The following is a 19,075-nucleotide window of genomic DNA, read 5'->3' on the forward strand; positions in this document are numbered from 1 at the left end:
CGCCTCACTCGGCCACGGTCACCGTCGTGCCGACCTCGGCCCAGTCGTAGAGATGCTTCATCTCTGGTCCCGGAACGTGGACGCATCCGCGAGATCCCGCGGTCTTGAAGGCTTCGCGGTCGCCGAACGCCGTCTTCTGCCACGGTGCGTCGTGGAATCCGAAGTCACCGAAGAACGGCAGCCAGTAGCGAACATGGTCTCGGTAGCCGGGTCCGACGAGGTCCCGATTCGTCTCTCGGCTCTGAACGGTCCAGGTGCCGGTCGGCGTGCCGTCACCGCGCGCGACGTTCCCCGTCGTCACCGGTGACGACGACACCGGACGTCGCCCGTCGCACATCCACATGGCTTGCTGGGACAGACTGACTCGGATCAGTCGTCGTCCGGGCGCGTTGGTCCGGCACTCGGCACTTCCTGCTGCGCGAATGGCGGCGGGATCGGAGATCGTGCTCGCCGGAACCGCCGCGGCATGCGTGGCGGGCTGCACCGCGGCAGAGTTCGTGTTCCACGTCAGATGGAGAAGCAGCGCCACCGTCACCACCAGTGCCGCGGTCGCCAGGGCGAGCGGCGCCGCGTACCCGCGCACACCGCTGCGCAGTCGGTTGCCGCTCGCCACTTCCGCCACCCTGGTCTCCTCGCACTCGCGATGGCCCAGGGTAGCTATTCCGACTCCTGCTCGGATAGGACCTGCACCTCACGGACGCCGTCGATCTCGGCGAGAGCCGCGACCAACGCCTCCGTCCTCGCTCCCCCGGCCACCTCCAGGATCAGTGCGGCGGTGCCGTCGACTTCCACGTCCTGAGGCCGGGCCTGCCGTATCGTCCACCCGCCGCTGGTGATCGACTCGATGATCTGCCGCAGTAATCCGTGCCCGTCGGCGTAGGTGACTTCGATCTGCGATTCGGAGACCTGCCCGGGCAACAGTCGCGACAGGGCCCGCAGTCCATACGCCGTCACGAAGTGCAGCGCGGTCACCACCACGGCCAGCAGCCACAGGCCGGCGCCGGCCGCCATGCCGATCGCTGCGGTCTCCCACACTGAGGCCGCAGTCGTGAGGCCGCGCACCGCACCCCGGCGCGTCAGAATGATGCCCGCTCCAAGGAAGCCGATGCCCGACACCACCTGAGCGGCCACTCGCGACGGATCGACGACCACTTCGTCCGAAAGCACATTCATGAATCCGTACTTGCTGATCAGCATGAACAGTGCGGCGGAAGTGCCCACGATCGCCTGAGTGCGGAGCCCGGCACTGCGCCCGCGAAGCTGTCTCTCAAGCCCGATCAGCGCGCTGAGGACAAACGCGAGTACCAGCTCACCCACTTGGGGCCAGCCCTGCTGCTCCAACGCGTCAGCGAGTGCCATCGTCGTTCGACGGTACTCCCGGAGCAAGCGCACCGGAGTGGCGCTGAGAGATTCTGCCGACTGGTTCCACGTGAAACCGGCATCGGCACTCCCCGCGACGTCGTTACGCCCTCAGCTCGAGTCGGCGTCAAGCTACGCTGAGCCGCACCGTCAGGGAGTTCGACGAAGGGGGTCGGCCGTGGCTATGCCGGCATTGGGGCGAGCACGCAGCAAGGGCGGCGAGGTCGCGACCATCGAGTTGTTCTTCGACCTCGTCTACGTATTCGCGTTCAGCCAACTCGCATCGTTTTTCGCCGAGCACCTCACCGGCCGCGGGACCGTCGAGGTGATCGTCATGTTCGGCGGAGTCTGGTGGGTGTGGAACTACACCGCGTGGGCCACCAACTTCGTCGACCCAGCCCGCATCCCCGTCCGGATCCTGCTGGTCGTCCTCATGCTGTTGAGCCTGGTGATGGCCGCGTCCATCCCTGAGGCGTTCGGCGACCGAGGACCCCAGTTCGCCATCGCGCTGGCTGCGATGCAGGTGGTCAGGCCGTTGTTCATCGCGATTGCGATGCGCGGACAGCAGATCGGCCGCAATTACGCGCATCTGCTCGCATGGTCCGCCGTGGCCGCCGCGGTGTGGGTGATCGGCGCGTTCTGCGAACCCGACACCCGGCTGATCGTCTGGATCGTCGCCCTCGCCATCGACGTCGCCGCCCCGCTCCTGCGCACCTGGCTGCCGCGGTTCGGCGGAATCGACATGCGGATGTGGGAATTGACGCCCGCACATCTCGTGGAACGTAATCGGCTGATCTTCATCATCGCGCTCGGCGAGACGGTCCTTTCCATCGGGCGCGAGTTCATGCACATGGAATCGAGCCTGTACTCATTCGTTGCACTGGGGGTGGCGTTCGCCGTCCCGGTCGCCTTCTGGTGGCTGTATTTCGCCCACCATTCGGAGCGCACCGAACGACGGCTCGAAGAGGCCGACGATCCGACCGCCCTCGCCCGCGGAGGCTTCGCATATGCGCACGCCATCCTGGTCGGCGGCGTGATCGTGACCGCCGTCGGCACCGAGAAGATGCTCGCGCATCCCCACGATGAGACGACCACCGTCTACGCGCTGCTCCTCGCCGGTGGCCCGGCGCTGTTCTACATCGGCCTCGCGCTCTTCGTGGCGTCGATCGGCGGCCTGGACCGCTTCGAATCGACTGTCACGGCGTCAACCCTCGCCGTCCTGGCGGCAATCGGCGTTGTCGCCGCATCGACAGGTATCGAGCTCCTCGTGCTGGCCGCGCTGGTCGCTGCGATCCTCGCCGCCGGAGTCGCCTCCGCGTCCTGGCATCACCGGAACGACGCCGCGGTCGCGAAGTCCTGAGGCATTCGCACCCTCCCGTTTCCGCCGGCTGGCAGTCGCCGCACCCCACGTTTCGCGCAACCGCGACCCGGGAACCCCGTGCCCCAGGACATTGAACGGACACGGAAGGGAAGGGACCCGATGGTCTCGATACCGGCTCGATTGACGATGGCCTCACTGCGCGCGACGAGGAGCAAGAAGTTCTATGCAGACCCGGCGGTGATGACCGAGCGCCTCCCCCGGCACCAGCGCAAGAGCATGACCACGCCGCCGTGGCTGCCCACGGTGCAGGTCTCTCTCGAACACGTCGGCGACATGCGCTGCTACCGCATCGAACCGCGCGACGGTGCAGGCGACACCCGCATACTGCACCTTCATGGCGGTGGCTTCGTCGAGGAGCCGCAGCGCCATCATTGGCGGTTCCTCGCGTGGCTGGCGCGGGCCGCCGACGCCTCTGTGATCATGCCTATCTATCCGCTCTGCCCATCGGCGGATCACCGCACGATCATCCCGGCGGTGGCCGATGCGGCGCACACCTATCTAGCAGGCGCACCCGGGCCCACTGTGCTCTCGGGTGACTCCGCAGGCGGCCGACTGGCTCTCGAACTGTGCTGCGGTGATCGGAGATTGCGAACCGAACCGGACGCCGTCGTACTGCTCTCGCCATGGATTGATCTCACGGTCTCGATGCCGGAAGCCGACGCGATCGACCCCGATGATCCGGAACTCGGGATCGCCGGTCTGCGTCAAGCGGGACGGTGGTTCGCCGGGAACGCGCCGCCCACCGACTTCGGGCCCGTCGACGGCGAGCGACTCTCGGCGCTGCCCCCGACGATCGTCTTCACGGGCACACGCGACGTCCTCAACCCGGATGCCCGCGATTTCGTCGGCCGGGCGCGATCAGCAGGCGCCACGATCAGCCTCAAGGAGCATCCGGGCATGTTCCACAACTGGATCATGCACAAGATCCCGGAGGCCAGTCGGGCGCGCAGGGAACTCGAGGCCTTCATTTCCGAACGTCTCGAAGACGGAGGGTCGCACCTGCGGGGACGATCCACGACCTCGAAGGGGTCGATGCAGTGACTGTCAACGTGGTGGTCCCGGGCCTCAGCGACCGGCAGCGAGCCGAACTCGAGGCACTGCCCGGCGCCGACCAGATGCGGTTCCACAGTCTCCTGGACGTCGAGACGCTCACCGCCGCGCCTCATTTCGACCTCGAGTCGCTGCTCGACCGAGCCCGCGAAGAACTCGCGACGCTGGGCCGGGTGGACGCCATCGTCGCCCACTGGGACTTTCCGACCAGCATCCTGGTGCCGATCCTGGCCATGGAGAACTCGATACCGTCGCCCAGTCTCAAGAGCTTCCTGACGTGCGAACACAAGTACTGGTCTCGATTGATGCAGGCCGAGGCAGTACCCGAGTGCGTCCCGGATTTCGCGGCGTTCGACCCCTTCGACGACGACCCGCTGAGCGGAATCGAGGTGGCATTCCCGTTCTGGGTGAAGCCGGTGAAGTCGCACTCATCGCAACTAGGCTTCGAAATCCACGACGCTGACGAGTTCTACGAGGCGGTGGCCCAGATCCGCCGCGAGATCACGGTGATCGGCGACGCCTTCAATCAGGCGTTGGGCATGGTCGACCTACCTCCGGAGATCGAGCGCTTCAGCGGCAACAGCTGTCTTGCCGAGCAGATCATCTCGGGACGGCAGGTGGCGCCCGAAGGCTCAATGTACCGAGGAGAATTCATCACCCACGGCGTCTTCGACATGCGCAAGAGCTCCAACGGTCTCACCTTCGACCGACTGGACTACCCGGCGGGCTCGGTGGGCGACGAACTCATCGCCCGGATGCTCGACGTGAGCGAACGTTACCTGCGACACATCGGGTTCGACAACGGTTGCTTCAACGTCGAATTCATGTGGGACGACGAGATCGACAAACTCTGGGTGATCGAGGTCAACACACGAATCTCGCAGTCGCACAGTGAGCTGTTCCTGCGGGTGGACGGCACGTCGAACCACGAGTACGCCATCGATGTGGCTCTCGGGCGACGGCCCGAACCCGGCTCTCGGCGCGGCCCGTACCGGATGGCGTCCAAGTGTCTGCTCGGCCGCGCCGACGACGGGGTCGTGACGTCGACGCCGACCCAGCACGATCTGGCACGGCTGCGCGCAGAGGAACCGGGATGCACAGTCGAGGTGGATGTGCAGCCGGGCGATCGTCTCAGCGAACTGCCCAACCAAGACCCCTACCGCTACGTCCTGGCGACGGTGTACGTCGGCGGTCAGGAGGTGGACGATCTGGAGCAGGCCTACGAGCGAGCGTCGGAACTCTTGCCGTTCACGTTCGAGTGACCTACGGGGAGGATAGAGCATGGAGGTTGTCAACCGGTTCGACCGCCGCGTCGAAGTGATCGAGAACCTGTTCATCACGATGCATGACGGGACACGGCTCGCCGCCCGCGTGTGGATGCCGGAGGACGCGAACTCCGAACCGGTGCCCGCAGTGCTCGAGTACCTCCCGTACCGCAAGCGTGATGACACGCGTGAGCGTGACAGTCTGCATCACCCCTATATCGCCGGGCACGGATATGCGTCCGTGCGCGTCGACATCCGGGGCACCGGCGACTCCGACGGAGTGCTGCGGGACGAGTACCTGCCGAGCGAGCAGGAGGACGCCTGCGAAGTGATCGCCTGGCTCGCCGAGCAGCCCTGGTGCGACGGCAATGTCGGGATGATGGGCATCTCGTGGGGCGGTTTCAACAGCCTGCACGTTGCGGCGCGCCGACCACCGGCGCTGAGAGCGATCATCAGCGCATCCGCGACCGACGACCTCTACGTCGACAATATGCACTACATGGGCGGGTGCCTCCTCTCCGACAATCTCTCGGAGGCCACCGTCATGTTCGTCAATAACAGCCTCCCCCCGGATCCGGACATCGTCGGACCGCGGTGGCGCGAGATGTGGCGCGAACGACTGGAGGGCAGCGGTCTCTGGGCCGCGGAGTGGATCGAGCACCAGCATCGCGATGACTACTGGAAGCGCGCGTCCGTCTCGGAGGACTACTCACAGATCCAGGTGCCGGTGATGTCCGTCGGCGGCTGGGCCGACGGCTACACGAACGCCATCTTCCGCCTGCTGGAGAACCTCGACGTTCCGCGCAAGGGGCTCATCGGCCCGTGGGGTCATAAGTATCCGCACCTCGGTGTGCCCGGTCCGGCGATCGACTTCCTGAACGAGACCGTCCGGTGGTGGGATCACTGGCTCAAGGGCATCGACAACGGAGCGATGGACGGGCCGATGCTGCGGGCCTGGATGCAGGACAGCATCGCGCCGAACCCCGCGTACGACGAACGGCCGGGCCGCTGGGTCGGCGAGGACAGCTGGCCGTCGTCGCGCATCGACGATCACGAGTACGTACTCACTCGATACACGCTCGACGACTTCGTCGACAGCACCGAGGTGCGGCCGCGACCGTTGGCGATCCTGTCGCCGCTGTCGGTCGGTGGATCGGGCGGGAAGTGGGCGTCGTACGCCGCGACGCCGGACCTCCCCACCGACCAGCGCGACGAGGACGGCGGCGCACTCGTGTTCGAGACAGAGCCGATGGCACACGACATGGAGATCCTGGGGCGACCGACGTTGACCGCGGCGGTTGAGGCGGACAAGCCGGTCGCTCAGATCGCGGCCCGTCTCTCCGACATCGCCCCGAACGGAGAGGCCACCCGCATCACCTACGGTCTCTGCAATCTCACGCACCGGAATTCGAGCGCTGCGCCGGAGCCTCTGGAACCGGGAACCAAATACCGAATCGACGTCGAACTCAACGGACTGGCACAGCGTCTGCCCGCCGGGCACCGACTGCGGCTGTCGTTGTCCACCTCGTACTTCCCGCTCGCCTGGCCGCCGCCGGAGCCGGCGACCGTCACCGTCTACACCGGCGAATCCCGGCTCAGCGTCCCGGTGCGTCCTCCGCGTGACGCCGACGCCCTACTCAAGGACCTGGGTACGCCGAAGAGCGCGCCGCCGATGGCTCGCCGGAACCTGGAGTCGGGTCGGCACCATTGGCGCACCACCCGCGACCTCGCGTTCGGCACCACCACAGTCGAGATCGAAGACGATCAGGGAACCACCCTGATCGAGGAGACCGACACCGCGGTGACGCGGTCGGCCACCGAGTGGTTCGAGTACCGGAACAACGACGTGACATCCGCGCGCGGTACCACGCGCACGGTGCGGCGCGTCGAACGCGGCGACTGGCGTATCGAGGTGAAGACGCACACCGTGCTCTCTTCGACGAGCAACGAATTCATTCTGACCGCCGAACTCGATGCCTACGAGCTCGACGATCGAGGCTCTCGTCGGGTGTACGCGGAGAGCTGGGATCGGCGGATTCCGCGTCGTCTCGTTTGATCTTGCGTCGAGCGGTCGTCTCCGAAGGCCCGGGCCCGGCTGCGGAGCGGTCAGGTCACCAGTGTGCGGCCGCGGCGCCAGGCGTCGCGGAAGGCGATCGACAATCGTTCCTCCACGGTCTGATGGGCGCGCATACCCGCGACCACCTCCTGCTCGCCGGGTTCGAGGTGTCGAGGCCGGTTCGACGCACGTCTCCTGAAGGGCCTGCCTGTCCCTGCAGTTGCGCGAGATAGCGATGGATCGCGGCGTCGGCCGCTCCGAGCCGTTGCAGTCCGAGGAGGATGCCGGCGGACCTCGTCGTGGCGTTCACTTCCGCCGCGGTGGCACGGCCGACCGCAGCGCTGCGCCACGTCGGCCGTATTCGCACGCAATCGGTCAATACCAGCGGGCCGAGCGCCGCAGCCGGTGCCGTCGGCAGGTAAGCCAGATAGCCCGTGTCGAGCCCGAACGATTCGAGTACTCCGTCGAACACTTCCCGCTGCGACGACGAACCCCGCGGAGACAACAACGAGCCCACCGCGAAATAGTCGGCGAACTCCCGCAGATCGGCCACCTCGGCGAGATACCCGTCCAGCGCGAGAAAGGCGTCGCCGCCGGACGAGTGTGCGGGCTCGGTGCTCGGCACCCCGCGCGTCGAACCCCGAGCGCCGCAATACCTCGATGAGACCTTCGTGAAGAATCGATCTTCGAGGAGCAGGCGAATCTTCGTCAGATGCCGGTCCGAACAACGTTCCGAGTCGACCCCGTGCCACCCGCGGTAGTGGAGTTCGTGAAGAACCACGAGCGCGAGCATCGCGTCGTCGGACCACGCTTCGGAGAGACACACGGTCCGGTCGTACGAGATGACCGCCGCTTCGCGGTTCCGCCGAAGACAGTCGATCACCACGTCGGAGACCGGGCCTCGAGCGGGCGGGAGCAGCGGGCGATCGACCGATGACGCGGCCCTCATCGGACTGACGTGATCGTCGTGGCGACGGCGGAGCCCGTCGACGCCGTGCGCAGACCGTTGTGAACGACCACGTCGCGATCGGCGAGGTGACCGGAGGTCAATCGGCGTCGAGCCGGCGATCCAGGAACCGATCCCGGTGCAGTAGAAGCCATATCGTCACTCCTGTCCACCTCGTCCCCGACACGGGGAACCTGGTGTCGGATACCCGACTGTGACGTGGATCAAACTCCGGGCCACAGGATGGTTGATCCCGGCCTCACGTGGGTATCCGTCCGGCATGAACAGCAGGCCGGACGCCGCGCGCAGAGATGCGGAGAAGCGCTGGGGCCACCCGAAGGACTTGAGGTCGCCGGCGCTGTTCCTCGGCGCCGTTGTGGTGATCGCATTGGGTGTACTGGTCGCCTTCGTGATCGGCGGCGCCCCGATCGGTTTGGCGGCCGCCGTCCCCGGAGTCCTGGGGGTGGGCGGCCTCGTCGCTCTGGCGATGGCCTTCCGTGCATACCGCCGTGGACGCAGCTGGGTGGAGTGGCAGGGCGTCGGTTGGCTGCTGCTGACCATGATGCTGCCGGCGCTGATCCTGCCTTTCATGGCCGCCTCGGCGCCCTGAACAACGGCTCGGGTGGATGATCGTGCCGGTGGAGTCGCTGTGCGGTACCGCTCGGTTGTCGCGCAGTTCGCCGGGATCCCGAGAATCTCCGAGACGTGGCCGAGGACTCCCACACCACTCGGTAGACGTGTGGTGATCCTGGCATCTCTCAGGAGTTCGGCGCACTCGACACCGCGAATTCCGGATGTGCAGTCTTCGCCCTGGGATGGTCACCCGTTGCCGGTGAGTGGTTCCACTGAGTCCGATCGTGCGGACCTACGGTGAAGCCGAACCGGCGGTTTATGAGAGGAAATGATGTCATCCAATTCACGCGAGGCGACGGCCACCATCATCGCGCAGAACGCCGCACTTCGAGAACGGCTTCCGTTCTCTGACACGCAGGATTTCGAGGACGCCAATCGCGGTCTGCTCGGCAAGCGCGTTCCGAATGCGATCAGGAACGCCGAGGGAACCGTGGTGTGGGACAACGACACCTACGACTTCCTGCAGGGCGAAGCCCCCGACACCGCGAATCCGAACCTGTGGCGACAGTCGCAGCTGAACTCGATCCAGGGCCTCTTCGAAGTCGTTCCTGGGATCTACCAGGTTCGCGGGTTCGATCTTTCCAACGTCACTTTCATCGAGGGCGACACCGGTGTTCTGGTCCTCGACCCGCTGGTGACCGAGGAGACGGCCGCGGCCGCACTGGAGTTGTACCGCGAACACCGCGGCGACCGGCCCGTCACCGGCGTGCTCTACACCCATCCGCACGTCGACCACTTCGGCGGTGTTCGCGGCATCGTGAGTCAGGAGGACGTGGACTCGGGCCGAGTTCCGGTCATCGCCCCCGAGCACTTCACCGAGCACGCCGCGTCGGAGAACGTCTACGCGGGCACTGCCATGGCCCGCCGATCTGCGTACATGTTCGGTGCAGCCCTCGCTCGCGGCCCCCAGGGCGCCATCGGAACCGGTCTGGCGCAGACCGTCGCCACCGGCAACATCACTCTGATCGCGCCGACACTCGACATCACCACCACCGGCCAGGAAGAAGTCGTCGACGGCGTCCGAATGGTCTTCCAGATGGCCCCGGGCACCGAGGCGCCGGCCGAGTTCCTGGTCTACTTCCCCGAGCACAAGGCGCTGTGCGCGGCCGAGGACGCCACCCACACGCTCCACAACCTGCTGACTCTGCGTGGCGCGCTGGTGCGTGACCCGCATGCGTGGGCCGGATACCTGACCGAGACCATCGACCTGTGGGGCGGCGAGGCCGAGGTGGTCTTCGCCTCTCATCACTGGCCGACGTGGGGCAACGAGCGCGTGGTCAAGTTCCTCTCCGAGCAGCGCGACCTCTACGCCTACCTGCACGACCAGTCGCTGCGGCTGATCAACCAGGGCTGGACCGGAATCGAGATCGCCGAGCACCTCGAACTCCCGCCCGTGCTGGAGAACGCCTGGCATGCGCGCGGCTACTACGGCTCGGTGAGCCACAATCTCAAGGCGATCTACCAGCGATACATGGGCTGGTACGACGGCAACCCGGCCCACCTCTGGCAGCATCCGCCGGTCGCGCAGGGCAAGCGCTACGTCAAGCTCGCGGGCGGCGCCGATGCGGCCGTAGCGAACGCCCAGGCGGCCTTCGACGAAGGCGACTTCCGATGGGCCGCGGAGGTCCTCAGTCACGTCGTGTTCGCCGAGCCCGACCACGCCGGGGCCCGCACCCTCCTGGCCGATACCTTCGAGCAGCTCGGCTACGGATGCGAGAACGGCGTGTGGCGCAACATCTACCTGTCCGGCGCCACCGAGCTCCGCGAAGGCAAGTTCGGCACGCCGACCGTCTCGGCGTCGCCCGACGTGATCTCCGCGCTCACCCCTGAGATGCTCTTCGACGCTGTCGCGATCCAGATCAACGGTCCGCGCGCGTGGGAACTGAAGCTGAGCATCGACGTCGTGCTCACCGACGCCGACGTTCGCTACCGGCTCCGGCTGTCCAACGGCGCCCTGACCTACAGTTCCGCACCCCAGAGCGGTGACGCGGAGCTGACGATCACGACCACGAAGCAGGCGCTTCCGGTGCTCGCCACCGGAGCCCTCTCCGCCGACCGTCTCACCGAGGCGGGCATCGAACTCAGCGGTGACACGACGGTGCTGGAACGACTCGCCTCGGTCATCGATCCGGGCGACCCCGACTTCTCCATCGTCACGCCCTGATCCAACGCGGGGCGTTTGACCACGTCACTCCGGAGCAGTCACGAAAGCGGCGCGAGCGTGCAGGTGCACGCACAGGACTGCCCGCCTCCGCGTGCGGAGGTGGGCAGTCCTGGCAGTCTTGTGCGTGCTGCGACCAAGAGGATTCGCCCTACCGGTCTTGGGTCTCAAGCCATCGGGTGGTTAAAGGTCTCGGGCGTTTCCGGCCCGGAAGGCCACACCTGAACCCCCCGGAAAAGCAATGAGTCGCGACATCGTGTGTAAACGATGTCGCGACTCATCACAACTGTGGGCGAAGGGGGACTTGAACCCCCACGTCCCGAAGGACACTGGCACCTGAAGCCAGCGCGTCTGCCATTCCGCCACTCGCCCGTGGCTGGTCGATCGAACGACCGGCGTCCGTGTGGACTTGAAAAAGATAGCACGCACACCCGGCCAAATGAAAAACCACGCCTCCACAGAGGTGATGACCTGCGACGACGCACATTGGCGCCCGCCTGCCCCACCTGTTACTCCTGTGACGCCCGGTACAGGAGTCATTCACGAGTCTCCGTCATGTCTTTCCGGCCGGTAACATGTTGAGACAAGGTATGCACGTCGACACGCCAACCGAGGGAAAGGGCACGAGATCTCGTGGGTTTCTTTGACCGGATCGAGCGCAAGCTCGAGTCCGCCGTGGACGGCGGGTTCGCCCGGGTCTTCGGCGGCAAGGTCGCACCGCAGGAGATCGAGCACGCCCTGCAGCGGGAGGCCGAGACCTCGGCCGAAGACCTGGGCGACGGCGCGACCTTGGTGGCCAACAGCTACGTGGTGACGCTGAGCGACTCGGATCTTGATCACGTCGCAACCGAGTACGAACTGAACCGGAAGATCTTCTCGCGCCATTTGGAGGACTTCATCCGGGACAATGGGTGGCAGACTTACGGGTCTGTCGTCGTAGAGTTCGAACAAGCGCCGTCGTTGCACACCGGTCAGTTCCACACTCGTGGCGTCGTCGACCCCGACGTCGCGCCACGACCACTGGCACAGCGCCGTGCGCCGGCGGAGCAGCAGCCGACATACCGACCTGAAAGTCTCGACCGAGGAGCCCGAGCCATGACAAATCCCCCCGGAAACGACCAGGGCGGCCAGAACTACGGCTACGCCCCGCAGGGCGATCCGAACTACCCGCAGTACGACTACAACCAGCAGGGCGGGTATCCGCAGCAGGGTCAGGAACCGCAGCAGCCGTACGGCCAGCAGCCGCAGTACGACCAGGGCGGCGGCTACGACCAGCAGGCATACGGACCGCAGCAGTACCCGCCGCAGCAGCCGGCCGATCAGGGCTACAGCCAGCAGTACGACTACAACCAGCAGCCCGGCTACGACCAGCAGTACGCCCAGCAGCCCCAGTACGACCAGCAGGGTTACGACCAGGGCCAGCAGGGTTACGACCAGGGCCAGCAGGGTTACGGCCAGCAGCCGCAGTACGACCAGGGCGGCTACGACCAGCAGTACGCGCAGCCGGGCTACGGCCAGCCGCAGTACGGACAGCCCGCGTACGACCAGCAGTACGCTCCGCAGCAGCCGCCCTACGAGCAGCAGGGGTACGCTCCGGCCGCCTACGGTCAGCCGGCCGGCTACGCGCCGTCGGCCATCACCCTCGTGCTGGAGGACGGCAGCAACCGCACCTTCTCCCTGCGGCAGGGCTCCAATGTGGTCGGCCGCGGCCAGGACGCGCAGTTCCGCCTGCCCGACACCGGCGTCTCGCGCCGCCATGTCGAGATCCGCTGGGACGGTCAGACCGCCATGCTGACCGACCTCAACTCGACGAACGGAACCACCGTCAACGACCTGCAGGTCAGCAGCTGGGAGCTCGCCGACGGCGACCGCATCCGGCTCGGCCACTCGGACATCACCGTCCGGTTCCAGTAGTAGTTTCCGCATAAGATGCTCATCGGGTGACTGCACGGTCACCCGACCGTTGAATGCATCCGGGGGTACGAGGAACCGGATACCCGTCTGTGAGGGAGGTGATGGGAGTAGATGCAGGGCATCCTGCTGCAGGTGATCCGATTCGGATTCCTCATCCTGCTCTGGCTTTTCGTGTACGCCATCATCCGGGCGATGCGCGCCGATCTGGCCGCGGCCGGTGGCGCACGGATGCCGTTGACCTCCGGACGAGCCGAGCGCAAGCAGCGGGCCGCGCGATCCCGCGGTACCGCGCGCTATCTGGTGGTGACGGCGGGCGCTCTCGCCAACACCCGCATCACCCTCGGCACGCAACCGGTCCTGATCGGGCGGGCCGACGATTCCACGCTGGTTCTCACCGACGATTACGCCTCAGAGCGTCATGCGCGCATCTCTCCGCGCGGTGACGACTGGTATGTCGAAGACCTCGGTTCGACGAACGGCACGTACCTCGACCGTGCCAAGGTGACCACCGCCGTCCGCGCTCCGATCAACACACCGATCCGGGTCGGCAAGACCGTGATTGAGTTACGCCCGTGACCCTAGTGCTGCGCTACATCGCGCGGAGCGACCGCGGCCTGGTCCGCTCGAACAACGAAGACTCCGTCTACGCCGGCGCGCGACTCCTCGCGCTGGCCGACGGCATGGGCGGTCACGCGGCGGGCGAGGTCGCCAGCCAACTGGTGATCCAGGCGCTGCGACCGCTCGACAACGACGAGCCCGGCGGCGATCTCCTGTCGGCACTCGAACGCGCCACCGCCGACGGCAACGCGGCCATCGCCGAGCAAGTCGCCAAGCAACCCGAACTCGACGGCATGGGCACCACGCTCACCGCCATTCTCTTCGCCGGCAGCCGGATCGGCCTGTGCCATGTCGGCGACTCCCGCGGCTACCTGTACCGCGACGGCCAGCTGAGCCAGATCACGCGTGACGACACCTTCGTCCAGAGTCTGGTCGACGAAGGCCGGATCACCCCCGAGCAGGCTCACAGCCACCCGCAGCGCTCCCTGATCATGCGCGCCCTGACGGGGCAGGCCGTGGAACCGACACTCATCATGCGCGAAGCCCGGGCCGGCGACCGCTACCTGCTCTGCAGCGACGGGCTGTCGGACGTCGTCAGCGAAGAGACGCTGGCCGATACCCTCGGTTCCATCGAGGACCACAAGGCCTGCGCCGACCGGCTGATCGAGCTGGCACTGCGCAGCGGCGGTCCGGACAACGTGACCGTCGTGGTAGCCGACGTCGTCGACGACGAGTACGGCGACTCGACGCCGATCGTCGGCGGCGCCGCGGGCGAGGACGATTCCGCGGGATACGTCCCCAATCCGGCCACGGCGGCCGGTCGCGCGGCCGCCCTCCGCCCGCCCGCACCCGCACCGGCGCGCCCGACCATCACCGCCACCGAACCCGAGCCCGTCAAGAAGGCGAGCTGGCGCTGGCCGGTCCTCATCATCGCGGTCCTCGCGATCATCGGACTTCTGGTGACGGCGTTCTTCGTGGTGCGGTCGAAGGCGATGGCGAGCACCTTCGTCACCGCGGTCGACGGCAACGTCGAGATCTACTCCGGAACCCCCGACAACCTGCTGTTCTTCACGGTGCGGGCGCCGAAGGAGCGGGTCTGCGTCGACGACCTGACCGCCGACTCGCCGACCGTCCGGTTCCAGCCGTCCGACTCGACCGCGTCGTGCACGCCGATGAAGGTCGACGACCTCACCGGTATCGGCCGCAGCGCCGTGACCTCCAACAGCATCAAGAACAACTCGCTCGAGAGCACCCGGGACCGCGTCCGCGGACTCGAGTTCCTGCCCAAGTGCGCACCGCCCGAGCCGCCGGCGACCCCCAGGCCCGAAGCACCCAAGCCGGGCGAGCCGCGCTCGGAGACGCCCAGGCCCGAGACGTCCAAGCCGGAGGCCCCGAAACCCAGCGGTGCGCCGAAGTCCGGTGAGACCTCGTCTGCGCCCATTCCGACGGTCGGTGCGGACGGCCACAACACCTGCAGGAGCGACGGATGACGTCGGCTCCACCTGTCCACGCACCTCCCGCTCCGCGGCCCAAGAGCGCGGGACGGCGCACCGAGCTGGTGCTGCTCTCGTTCGCGGTCTTCGTGGTCTTCGCGGCACTCTTGACGGTTCAGGCCGCGCAGGACCAGACCCTCAGCTGGGATCTGGTCAAGTACGTCGCGGCCTTCATCGGGCTCTTCGGCGTCGCGCACCTGGCGATCCGCCGGTTCGCTCCCTACGCCGATCCGCTGCTGCTGCCGTGCGTGGCCCTGCTCAACGGCCTCGGCCTGGTGATGATCCACCGTCTGGACCTGGGATCGTCACGGCACGACGAAGTCGTCAAGGCAGACGAGGTGACCCACAACGCCGACCAGCAGTTGCTGTGGGCGGTCCTCGGCATCGTCGCATTCTGCGTCACCCTGATGTTGGTGCGCGACCATCGGACGCTGTCGCGCTACGCGTACACCCTGGGTGTCAGCGGGCTGATCTTCCTCGCCATCCCGGCGATCCTGCCCGCGTCGATGGCCGAGGTCAACGGCTCGCGGAACTGGATCATCCTCCCCGGATTCAGCATCCAGCCGGGTGAGTTCTCGAAGATCCTCATCATCATCTTCAGCGCGGCGTTCCTGGTGTCCCGGCGCGACCTGTTCACCACTGCGGGCAAGCAGTTCGCCGGCATCGACTTCCCCCGCCTGCGCGACCTCGGTCCGCTGCTGGCGGCGTGGGTGATCGCGATCGGCGTCCTCGCGCTCGAGAACGACCTCGGCACGCCGTTGCTGATCTTCGCGACGGTGCTGACGATGCTGTACATCGCCACCTCGCGGGTGAGCTGGCTGATGCTGGGCGTCACGCTGTTCGCCCTCGGCGCCACGGTGGCCTACCAGCTGTTCGAGCACCTCCGGATCCGCGTATCCATCTGGCAGGACCCGTTCGCGCAGTATGACACGTACGGATATCAGATCGCGCAGAGCCTGTTCGGCTTCGCGACGGGCGGCATGTTCGGCACCGGACTCGGTTCCGGGCGTCCCAACATCGTGCCGTTCGCCAACACCGACTTCATCCTGACCTCGTTCGGCGAGGAACTCGGACTGGTCGGCGTGGCGGCGATCCTGATGCTCTACCTGATCGTCACGATCCGCGGACTCCGCGCGGCAGTCGCCGTCCGCGACAGCTTCGGCAAGTTGCTCGCCGCCGGCCTGAGCTTCACGATCGTCTTCCAGGTCTTCGTCGTCCTGGGCGGCGTCTCCAAGCTGATCCCGCTCACCGGTCTGACGACGCCGTTCCTGGCCTACGGCGGCTCGTCACTGCTGGCGAACTACATCCTCCTGGCACTGCTGATCCGGGTCTCGAACGCCTCGCGCGAGCCCGACGTTCCGAAGCCGCGCCCGAGCCGTCCGGTCGACGCGATGGCCACCCGGGCGGTGCGTCGCCAGTGAACCGTCCCATTCAGAAGGTCGCCATCGCCTGCATCGTCATGATCGTGGCCCTGCTCGCCAACGTGACCTACGTGCAGGTCTTCAAGGCCGACAAGCTCCGCACCGACACGCGCAACTCACGTGTCCTGCTCGACGAGTACGCGCGTCAGCGCGGCGTGATCGTGGCCGCGGACGGCACAGTGCTCGCGGAATCGGTCCCCACCGACAACCGCTTCAAGTACCTGCGCCAGTACCCGAACGATCCGACGACGTTCGCCCCGGTCACCGGCTACTTCTCGTTCGTGTACCGGGCCGACCGCGGCATCGAGTACGCCGAGGACTCGATCCTCAACGGCAACGACGACCGCCTCTTCACCCAGCGGTTCATGGACATGTTCTCCGGCCGCGATCCGCGCGGCGGCAACGTCGTGACGACCATCGACCCGAAGCTGCAGCGAGTGGCCTACCGCGAACTCACCGACGCCGGCTGCGAGGGGCCGTGCCGCGGCGCGGTGGTCGCGCTCGAACCGAGCACCGGCAAGATCCTCGCGCTCGCGTCCACTCCCAGCTACGACCCGAACGCGCTGGCCACCCAGGACTTCAGCAAGGCCGAGAAGGCGTGGGAGAAGTTCAACGCGGAGGGGAACGACGATCCGCTGACCAACCGTGCGATCAACGCGCTGTATCCGCCGGGTTCGACCTTCAAAGTGGTCACCACTGCGACCGCGCTCAAGGCCGGGGTGTCGCCGGACGCACGGCTGACGTCGTCGTCGGTCATCACGCTTCCCGACAGCACCGCGACCCTCTCGAACGACAGCGGCAGCACGTGTCCCGGCGCCTCGAACGGCACGGTGACCCTGACGCAGGCCTTCGAGTACTCGTGCAACACCGCCTTCGCCCAGCTGATGACCGAGAAGGTGCCGGGTGACGCGTCGGAGGAGTTCACCGCCACGGCCAAGCAGTTCGGCGTCGGCGAGGATCCCCCGGGGATTCCGATGGACGTCGCGAAGTCGACCGTCGGCGACATCGGCGACGATCGGGCCGCGCTGGCGCAGTCGGCGATCGGACAGCGCGATGTGCGGCTGACCGTCCTGGAGAACGCGGAGATCGCCGCGACCGTCGCCAACGGCGGCGTCCGTATGCGCCCGTATCTCGTCGACAAGCTGCAGACCGCCGACCTGCGGACCATCTCCACCACGGCGCCGTCGGCGTTCAACCGGCCGCTGACGGCCGAGGAGGCCGATCAGATCACCGACATGATGGTGAAGTCGGAGCAGCACACGTCCGGCGCCCAGGCGGGCATCGCGTCCAAGACGGGCACCGCAGAGCATTCGGACACGGCCGGCGGAGGTGAGACGCCGTACGCCTGGTACATCGCGTTCTCGCCGAGTTCGAACGCACGGATCGCGGTCGCGGTCATCATTGAAAACGGCAATAGGGGACAGAATTCGTACGGCGGCCTCGCAGCGGCCCCGATCGGACGCGCTGTCATCAACGCATACGCGGGAGGTGCTCGATGAGCCTGCAGAACGGCACCATCATCGCCGACCGGTACCGACTGGTCCGGTTGATCGCCACTGGTGGCATGGGCCAGGTCTGGGAAGCCCTGGACACACGTCTCGGCCGCCGGGTGGCGGTCAAGGTGCTCAAGGCCGAGTACTCCAACGATTCGGAGTTCCTCGGCCGGTTCCGCACCGAAGCGCAGACCACCGCGCGGCTCAACGATCCGGGCATCGCCAACGTCTTCGACTACGGCGAGACCCCCGATCGCAACGGCGGCGACCCGCTGGCCTACCTGGTGATGGAACTCGTCGACGGTGAGCCGCTGAACTCGGTGATCGCCCGGATGGGCCACCTCTCGCTGCCGCACACCCTCGACATGCTGGAGCAGACCGGCCGCGCACTGCAGGCCGCGCACACGGCGGGTCTCGTGCACCGCGACGTGAAGCCGGGCAACATCCTCATCACGCCCACCGGTCAGGTCAAGATCACCGACTTCGGCATCGCCAAGGCGGTCGACGCCGCGCCCGTCACCCAGACGGGCATGGTGATGGGCACCGCCCAGTACATCTCTCCGGAGCAGGCCACCGGGGGCGAGGCGACCGCCGCATCGGACGTGTACTCGCTCGGCGTAGTGGGATACGAGGCGCTCACCGGCCGCAGGCCCTTCCTGGGCGACGGTGCCATCACCGTCGCGATGAAGCACATTCAGGAGCCTCCGCCGCCGCTGCCGCAGAACCTGCCGGCACCGGTGCGTGAACTCATCGAGATCACGCTGTCGAAGGACCCCGCGCAGCGGTATGCGACCGGCGGCGAGTTCGCCGACGCCGTCGCCGCGGTCCGCGCGGGCAACCGTCCGCCGATTCCCCGGAGCGCTCTCGGCGCCGCCGGAGTCGCCGCCGCTGCCGCGGCACCGCGCCCGTCGACCCGTGCGATGACTTCGCCCGGCCAGCAGCAGCCGCCGCAGACCGGCGTCTCGACGGCCGCCACGCCGGTCGACGACGGCGGATGGAGCACCACGCACAAGGTGCTCACGGCGGTGGCCGCACTGCTGCTGCTCGCAGCCATCGCGCTCGTCGCCTACTGGCTCACCACCAGCCCTCGCACGCCCACCGCACCGACGCCCTCGTCTTCGCACGTCACCACCACGGTGACCGAGCGGGAGACCACGACCGACGAGACCACAACCCGGACTCGTGAGACGACGTCGGACACGCCCACGACCACCACCACCGAGGAGCCCACCACCACCGAGGAGCCGACGACGACCTCCGAGGAGCCGACGACGGAGGAGCCGACGACGCGGCCGTTGTTCCCCCCGATCACGATTCCGGGCCTGCCCGGCGGCGGGGGGTGAGC

15 protein-coding genes and 1 tRNA gene are annotated in these 19,075 nt (G+C 67.0%); 12 read left to right on the forward strand and 4 right to left on the reverse strand.

Features of this window, described 5'->3' with window-relative positions; all coding sequences use genetic code 11:
* Window positions 1-4: 4 nt before the first annotated feature.
* On the reverse strand, window positions 5-622 hold the full coding sequence (locus tag ACE11G_RS17380) for a L,D-transpeptidase (protein WP_006897926.1): 618 nt from the start codon (window positions 620-622) through the stop codon (window positions 5-7).
* Window positions 623-657: 35 nt separating this feature from the next.
* Window positions 658-1,359, reverse strand: a complete 702-nt coding sequence (locus ACE11G_RS17385) for an MgtC/SapB family protein (RefSeq protein WP_006897925.1) — start codon at window positions 1,357-1,359, stop codon at window positions 658-660.
* A gap of 184 nt (window positions 1,360-1,543) precedes the next feature.
* On the opposite strand from ACE11G_RS17385, the gene ACE11G_RS17390 reads away from it, so the two are divergent.
* From ACE11G_RS17390 to ACE11G_RS17405, 4 genes are all read left to right on the forward strand, one after another.
* A complete protein-coding gene (locus ACE11G_RS17390) occupies window positions 1,544-2,719 on the forward strand; it encodes a low temperature requirement protein A (protein ID WP_006897924.1) in 1,176 nt (391 codons plus the stop codon).
* Between the two features lie 120 nt (window positions 2,720-2,839).
* Window positions 2,840-3,781 carry an alpha/beta hydrolase gene (locus ACE11G_RS17395; protein ID WP_006897923.1) on the forward strand — a complete coding sequence of 314 codons (942 nt, stop codon included), beginning with the start codon at window positions 2,840-2,842 and terminating at the stop codon, window positions 3,779-3,781.
* The gene (locus tag ACE11G_RS17400; protein ID WP_006897922.1) at window positions 3,778-5,052 is read left to right on the forward strand and encodes an acetyl-CoA carboxylase biotin carboxylase subunit family protein; all 1,275 of its coding nucleotides are present in this window, start codon (window positions 3,778-3,780) and stop codon (window positions 5,050-5,052) included. Before ACE11G_RS17395 ends, ACE11G_RS17400 begins: the two co-directional genes overlap by 4 nt.
* Before the next feature lie 19 nt (window positions 5,053-5,071).
* Window positions 5,072-7,111 carry a CocE/NonD family hydrolase gene (locus tag ACE11G_RS17405; protein WP_375003236.1) on the forward strand — a complete coding sequence of 680 codons (2,040 nt, stop codon included), beginning with the start codon at window positions 5,072-5,074 and terminating at the stop codon, window positions 7,109-7,111.
* A 55-nt stretch (window positions 7,112-7,166) separates the two neighbouring features.
* Here the strand turns inward: ACE11G_RS17405 and ACE11G_RS17410 are convergent, their stop codons facing one another.
* Window positions 7,167-8,060: a hypothetical protein gene (locus tag ACE11G_RS17410; RefSeq protein WP_375003238.1), complete on the reverse strand. Its 894-nt coding sequence runs from the start codon at window positions 8,058-8,060 to the stop codon at window positions 7,167-7,169.
* Window positions 8,061-8,337: 277 nt separating this feature from the next.
* Between ACE11G_RS17410 and ACE11G_RS17415 the strand changes: the two genes are divergently transcribed.
* Complete coding sequence (locus tag ACE11G_RS17415; protein ID WP_045537527.1) at window positions 8,338-8,667, forward strand: hypothetical protein; 330 nt, start codon at window positions 8,338-8,340, stop codon at window positions 8,665-8,667.
* A gap of 294 nt (window positions 8,668-8,961) precedes the next feature.
* Window positions 8,962-10,854 carry an alkyl/aryl-sulfatase gene (locus ACE11G_RS17420; RefSeq protein WP_045537535.1) on the forward strand — a complete coding sequence of 631 codons (1,893 nt, stop codon included), beginning with the start codon at window positions 8,962-8,964 and terminating at the stop codon, window positions 10,852-10,854.
* 286 nt (window positions 10,855-11,140) lie between these two features.
* On the opposite strand, the gene ACE11G_RS17425 is transcribed toward ACE11G_RS17420, so the two are convergent.
* Window positions 11,141-11,223: transfer RNA gene (locus ACE11G_RS17425), tRNA-Leu, on the reverse strand.
* A gap of 261 nt (window positions 11,224-11,484) precedes the next feature.
* Between ACE11G_RS17425 and ACE11G_RS17430 the strand changes: the two genes are divergently transcribed.
* The 6 genes from ACE11G_RS17430 (at window position 11,485) to ACE11G_RS17455 (ending at window position 19,073) form a co-directional block, all read left to right on the forward strand.
* Entirely contained in the window at window positions 11,485-12,765 is a 1,281-nt protein-coding gene (locus tag ACE11G_RS17430; RefSeq protein WP_375003240.1) for an FhaA domain-containing protein, read from the forward strand.
* A gap of 111 nt (window positions 12,766-12,876) precedes the next feature.
* On the forward strand, window positions 12,877-13,341 hold the full coding sequence (locus ACE11G_RS17435; RefSeq protein WP_006896815.1) for an FHA domain-containing protein: 465 nt from the start codon (window positions 12,877-12,879) through the stop codon (window positions 13,339-13,341).
* On the forward strand, window positions 13,338-14,813 hold the full coding sequence (locus ACE11G_RS17440; protein ID WP_375003243.1) for a PP2C family protein-serine/threonine phosphatase: 1,476 nt from the start codon (window positions 13,338-13,340) through the stop codon (window positions 14,811-14,813). The genes ACE11G_RS17435 and ACE11G_RS17440 overlap by 4 nt, the downstream gene beginning before the upstream one ends.
* Window positions 14,810-16,237 carry an FtsW/RodA/SpoVE family cell cycle protein gene (locus ACE11G_RS17445; protein ID WP_375003245.1) on the forward strand — a complete coding sequence of 476 codons (1,428 nt, stop codon included), beginning with the start codon at window positions 14,810-14,812 and terminating at the stop codon, window positions 16,235-16,237. The genes ACE11G_RS17440 and ACE11G_RS17445 overlap by 4 nt, the downstream gene beginning before the upstream one ends.
* Window positions 16,234-17,736, forward strand: a complete 1,503-nt coding sequence (locus ACE11G_RS17450) for a penicillin-binding protein 2 (protein ID WP_006896812.1) — start codon at window positions 16,234-16,236, stop codon at window positions 17,734-17,736. Before ACE11G_RS17445 ends, ACE11G_RS17450 begins: the two co-directional genes overlap by 4 nt.
* Window positions 17,733-19,073 (forward strand): protein kinase, encoded by a 1,341-nt coding sequence (locus tag ACE11G_RS17455; protein ID WP_222110798.1) that lies wholly within the window; start codon window positions 17,733-17,735, stop codon window positions 19,071-19,073. The genes ACE11G_RS17450 and ACE11G_RS17455 overlap by 4 nt, the downstream gene beginning before the upstream one ends.
* Window positions 19,074-19,075: the final 2 nt, after the last annotated feature.

It is taken from the genome of Gordonia sp. PS3 (genome assembly GCF_041950545.1).
Taxonomy (GTDB): Bacteria; Actinomycetota; Actinomycetes; order Mycobacteriales; family Mycobacteriaceae; genus Gordonia; species Gordonia sihwensis.